The sequence below is a fragment of the Micrococcus sp. APC 4021 genome (assembly GCF_030407635.1).
In the GTDB taxonomy this organism is placed as follows: Bacteria; Actinomycetota; Actinomycetes; order Actinomycetales; family Micrococcaceae; genus Micrococcus; species Micrococcus luteus.
This window is the reverse complement of the sequence record NZ_JASDCZ010000150.1, coordinates 1-4,910: the sequence shown is the minus strand read 5'-3', so window position 1 is coordinate 4,910 and position 4,910 is coordinate 1. Positions and strand designations below refer to the sequence as shown.

Annotated in this window: 7 protein-coding genes; 2 read left to right on the top strand and 5 right to left on the bottom strand. The window is 73.7% G+C overall.

Annotated features, from left to right (window positions below; translation table 11 throughout):
- Nucleotides 1-3: 3 nt before the first annotated feature.
- Both QL983_RS10385 and QL983_RS10380 read left to right on the top strand, forming a co-directional pair.
- A complete protein-coding gene (locus QL983_RS10385) occupies nt 4-927 on the top strand; it encodes an aminotransferase class IV (RefSeq protein ID WP_290152884.1) in 924 nt (307 codons plus the stop codon).
- Between the two features lie 77 nt (nt 928-1,004).
- Nucleotides 1,005-1,283, top strand: coding sequence for a DUF4235 domain-containing protein (locus QL983_RS10380; protein WP_036317169.1), 279 nt, complete (start codon nt 1,005-1,007; stop codon nt 1,281-1,283).
- A gap of 77 nt (nt 1,284-1,360) precedes the next feature.
- Here QL983_RS10380 and mnhG read toward each other — a convergent pair whose 3' ends face one another.
- From mnhG to QL983_RS10355, 5 genes are all read right to left on the bottom strand, one after another.
- The gene (gene mnhG, locus QL983_RS10375; protein ID WP_129867214.1) at nt 1,361-1,768 is read right to left on the bottom strand and encodes a monovalent cation/H(+) antiporter subunit G; all 408 of its coding nucleotides are present in this window, start codon (nt 1,766-1,768) and stop codon (nt 1,361-1,363) included.
- The gene (locus QL983_RS10370; protein WP_036317163.1) at nt 1,765-2,103 is read right to left on the bottom strand and encodes a monovalent cation/H+ antiporter complex subunit F; all 339 of its coding nucleotides are present in this window, start codon (nt 2,101-2,103) and stop codon (nt 1,765-1,767) included. The genes mnhG and QL983_RS10370 overlap by 4 nt, the downstream gene beginning before the upstream one ends.
- Nucleotides 2,103-2,720 carry a Na+/H+ antiporter subunit E gene (locus QL983_RS10365; protein WP_101967512.1) on the bottom strand — a complete coding sequence of 206 codons (618 nt, stop codon included), beginning with the start codon at nt 2,718-2,720 and terminating at the stop codon, nt 2,103-2,105. The genes QL983_RS10370 and QL983_RS10365 overlap by 1 nt, the downstream gene beginning before the upstream one ends.
- Nucleotides 2,707-4,338, bottom strand: a complete 1,632-nt coding sequence (locus QL983_RS10360) for a Na+/H+ antiporter subunit D (RefSeq protein WP_036340029.1) — start codon at nt 4,336-4,338, stop codon at nt 2,707-2,709. The genes QL983_RS10365 and QL983_RS10360 overlap by 14 nt, the downstream gene beginning before the upstream one ends.
- A partial coding sequence (locus QL983_RS10355) for an NADH-quinone oxidoreductase subunit K (RefSeq protein WP_290152877.1) occupies nt 4,335-4,910 on the bottom strand: 576 nt, incomplete at its 5' end. The genes QL983_RS10360 and QL983_RS10355, both read right to left, overlap by 4 nt.

Genomic DNA, 4,910 nt, shown 5'->3' with positions numbered 1-4,910 from the left:
CGCCTGCCCCGCGTGGCCGACCCCTCCGTCCCGCACCTGCGCGTGAGCGACCAGGGCGTCACGCGCGGCGACGGCCTGTTCGAGACCGCGCTCGCCGTCGCGGACGAGGCCGGGGTGCTGCGGATGCGCAAGCTCGGCGCCCACCTGGGGCGCCTGGCCTCCTCGGCCGCCGCCCTGCAGCTGCCGGCGCCGAGCGCCGCGGCGTGGGAGGCCGCCGTCGAGCGGGGCCTGCAGGCCTTCGCCGCGGCCAACGACGTGGCCGCCGGGGACCGCCTCTCCGTGCGCCTGACCGTCACCCGCGGGCCCGAGGCCGCGCCCGGCGCCGTGCCCGAGCCCTCCGCCTGGGCGCTGCTCAGCCCCGCCCCCGCCGTCGAGGACGAGGAGCGCCGCACCGGGCTGCGCGTGCTCCTGCTGGACCGCGGCCTGGACTCCCGGGCGCCGGAGCGCTCCCCGTGGCTGCTCACGGGCGCCAAGACCCTCTCCTACGCCGTGAACATGGCCGCCCTGCGCCACGCCCGCGACCACGGCGCCGACGACGTCGTCTTCACCAGCGCGGACGGCTACCTGCTCGAGGGCCCCACCTCCACGGTGCTGATCGTGCGCACCGGGGAGGACGGCGTCCGCCGCCTCCTCACCCCGCTGCGCCAGAAGGGCATCCTCGCCGGCACGTCGCAGGCCGTGATCTTCGCGGCCGCCCACGCGGACGGCTGGGAGCTCGGCTACGGCCCGCTCGTCCCGGCGGACCTCCAGGGTGCCGAGGGCGTCTGGCTCGTCTCCTCGGTGCGCGGCGTCCTGCCGGTGCGCGCCGTCGACGGCGTCGAGATCCCCGTGGACCACGAGCTCACCGGCATGCTGCAGGCCCATCTGGACGCCGACGGCGATCCCGGCCGGCACGTCAGCGGCGACCCGGTGCCCACCGCGGGCTAGGCTGGAGACCGGCCCGTCCGACGTCGTCGGCCGCGACCGCAACCGCACGTGATATCCCCGACCACGGAAGGCGCACCATGAACACGCTCGTCCAGAAAGCCCTGTCCGCCGGCATCACGCTGGTCGGCGGCATCGTCGGCTCCCGCGTGGTCGCGGGCGGCTGGCGGCTCGTCACCGGCCACAGCGCCCCGGACGACGCGGCCGACGAGACGCTGCCCCTCGTCGAGGCCCTGTCCTTCGCGTTCATCTCCGCGGGCGTCGCGGCGCTGCTGAAGGTCGCCGGCCAGCGCGGCGCCGGCGCCGCGATCCGCAAGGTGTCCGAGTCCACCGCGCACCGCGTGGACCACGAGGTCTGAGCCGCCCGCGACCACCACGACGACGGCCGCCGCCCGGAGGGATCCGGACGGCGGCCGTCGTGCTGTGCGGGGTGGTGTCAGCGGCGCCCGCGTGGCCGGGCACCGGCGCGGCGCGGCCCGGGGTCCGCCGGGGGCTCGGCCCGACGGACGACGGCGGCCAGCTCGTCCCGGTGCAGCAGCTCACGGCGGGCGTGCTTGGTGCGGTAGCCCGTGCGGCCCACCAGGTGGGAGGCCACCGGGGCCGTGACCATCTGGGTGACCCAGGCCAGGAACAGCACGGGCAGCCACACCCACGAGCGCCACTCGATCGCCAGCCCCGCGAGCATGAGCAGCAGGCCGAGGACCTGCGGCTTGGCGGCGGCGTGCATGCGGGCCAGCAGGTCCGGCAGCACGAGCAGGCCCACGCCGGCCACCAGGGAGAAGAAGGCGCCGCTGACGATCAGGAACGCGGCCAGCCAGTCCAGGAGCGTGGCGGTGTCGGTCATCGGCCCTCCTCCCCGCCCGGCACGTCCGTGGTGCCGGGCACGCGCGCCTGGTCCTCGAGCGAGTGGTCCGGGCGCCGGTCCTCCGCGAAGCGCGCCACCGTCACCGAGCCGACGAAGCCGACGGCGGCGGCCAGCACCACGAGGACCACGTGGTGGGTGTGGCGGTGCACGGCCATCTCCAGGACGAGCATCCCGGAGAACACCACGAGCAGCACGTCCGTGGCGACCGCCCGGTCCAGCAGCGAGGGGCCGCGCACGATCCGGTAGAGCGCACCGACGGCGCCGACCACGAGCAACGCCCCGCCGGCCCACGTGGCCAGGTCCATGGGGTCCATCAGGCCTCCTCCTTCGGGGGGCGGGCGGCGGGGGGCGCCGAACTCGGGAAGCGGCGGACCAGCTCGAGGTCCTCACGCGTGCCGACGGCGCGGATGATGCCCGCCTCCACGTCGAGGGCCTTGGCGCGGAAGCCCGCCACGTCCTCGTCCGTGGTCGCGTCGAGCACGTGCAGGTACAGGACGGAGCGGACCCGGTCCACGTCCAGCACGATCGAGCCCGGCACCAGGGCCAGGGCGTGGCTGACGAGCGTGATGATGAGGTCGTCGTGGCTGCGCAGCGGGACGCCCACGATCGAGCCGCGGGCGCGGCGGCCACGCAGCAGCACCGTCCCGGTCACGTTGACTGAGGCGCGCACGACGTCGACGAGGAACCGCACCGTGAACACGAGGGACCACCAGGGGTTCAGACGGCCGCTGAACGGGATGTCCGGCATCGGGAAGAGCCCGATGATCAGCAGCGCGAAGGCGAGGCCGGTCAGGGCCACGTGCGGAGCGAAGTCCTGCCACAGGGCGCACCACACGGCCACCATCACGAGGATCAGCGGCCACTGGGCCACGATGCCCCGGATCCCGTCGGGGCGCACCACGCCGCGGCGGGCGGAGTCACTTCCGGGCATCGTGCACCTCCGTCGGGTCGACGCTGAGGGTGGCCGCGGCCCGCTCGGCCGCGGCGTCGTCGAGCACCGCCGCGATGTAGGGCGAGCGGTCGAGCATGTCCGTGGCGGCCTCGTCGGCCAGGGCGAACAGCGGACCGGCGGCCACCGTGAACACCAGCGTCAGGCCCACGAGCGCCGTGGTGGGCAGCACGAGGCCCGGCTCGAGCGGGCGGGGGCGCTCGCCACGGGCGACGGCCCGCTCGTAGGCGGCCACGAGCTGGGCGGGCGGGTGCTCCACGTCCTCGACGCGGCGCCAGAACGCGCGGGTCCACACGCGCACCACCACGAGCAGGGTCAGCAGGGACACGAGCAGGGACACGCCCACCAGCGTGTAGGCCAGGGGCGTGGCCTGCTCGACGCCGCCGCGCAGCAGGCCGACCTTGCCGAGGAAGCCGGAGAACGGCGGGATGCCGCCGAGGTTGAGCGCGGGCACGAGGAACAGGACGCTCACGAACGGGGAGACCTTCGCCAGGGACCCGAGGCGGTCGATGTTCGCGGTGCCGGCGCGGTTCTCGATCAGACCCGTGACGAGGAAGAGCGTGGTCTGCACGGTGATGTGATGGGCCACGTAGTACACGGTGGCCGCCAGCCCCGCCTCCGTGGCCAGGCCCAGGCCGAAGATCATGTAGCCGATGTGGGAGACGAGGATGAAGGACAGGATGCGCTTGATGTCCGTCTGGGCCAGCGCGCCGAGGATGCCCACCACCATGGTCAGCGCGGCCACCACGAGCAGGAGCGCGTTGACGTGCTCCCCCGGGAAGAGCAGCGTCTCGGTGCGGATCATCGCGTACACGCCCACCTTGGTGAGCAGGCCCGCGAACACCGCGGTCACCGGGGCGGGCGCGGTGGGGTACGAGTCCGGCAGCCAGAAGGACAGCGGGAACACGGCCGCCTTGATGCCGAAGCCCACCAGGAGCAGCACGTGCAGGACCATCTGCACGTCGGTGGGCAGCTCGCCCAGCTTCACGGCCAGGTCCGCCATGTTCACGGTGCCGGTGGCCGCGTAGATCATCGCGATCGCGATCAGGAACACCACCGAGGAGAGCACGGAGACCACCACGTAGGTGATGCCCGCGCGGATGCGCTGGGCGGTGCCCCCCATGGTCAGCAGCACGTAGGAGGACGTCAGGAGGATCTCGAAGCCCACGTAGAGGTTGAACAGGTCGCCGGCGAGGAACGCGTTGGACACGCCCGCCACGAGGATCAGGAACGTGGGGTGGAAGATCGAGACCGGCCCACCCTCGTCCCGGTTGATCAGCCCCTGCGCCGAGGCGTACAGCAACACCGCCAGGGTGATCAGCGCCGACACCACGAGCATGAGGGCCGAGAGCCGATCCACCACGAGGCTGATGCCCAGCGGGGCCGGCCAGCCGCCGAGGTGGACGGCCGCGACCCCGGTGTCCCAGACCGCGGCCAGCAGCAGCGCGTCCAGCACGAGGGTGAGCACGAGCGCGGAGACCGTGACGGTGATCTGCGCGCGGGGGCGGCGCACGAGCATGAAGGTCACGGCCGCGCCCAGCACGGGCAGCATGACGGCCAGCGGGGCCAGGTCGGTCAGGGGGACGGAACCGATGCTCATGCGCGCTCCCCGCCCTCGGGACGGCGGCCGCGGGACGCTGCCCCGGATCCGGTGGGCGCCTGGGGGGCGGGCGTGGCGTGCTGCACCTGGGGCCGTGCCTCCGTCGCGTGCTCGTAGTGGGCGTTGGGGTCCGCGGCGTCGTCCAGGAACTCGGAGGACTCCTCCACGAGCTCCGCGTCGTCCTCCGCGTCCCAGGCGGGCATCCGGGCGATCTTGACGTCCTCCGCGTCCACCTCGACCTCGTCCTCGCGGACGAGCAGCCACGAGCGGTAGATCATGGCGGTCAGGAACGCGACCACGGCGAAGCCGATCACGATCGCGGTGAGGATCAGCGCCTGCGGCAGCGTGTCCGCGTACTCGTGCGGGTCCCGTCCGCGCACGAACAGCGGGGCCAGGCCCGTGCCGCCCGAGGAGAGGAACAGCAGCATGATGGCGCCGTTGTTGATCAGCACGATGCCGAGCAGGATGCGCGTCAGGCTGCGCTCGAGCACCAGGTAGATCCCCCCGGCGAACATCACGCCCATCGCCAGGAGCAGGGCCAGGTCGACGGTCATCAGCGGGCGGCACGGGCC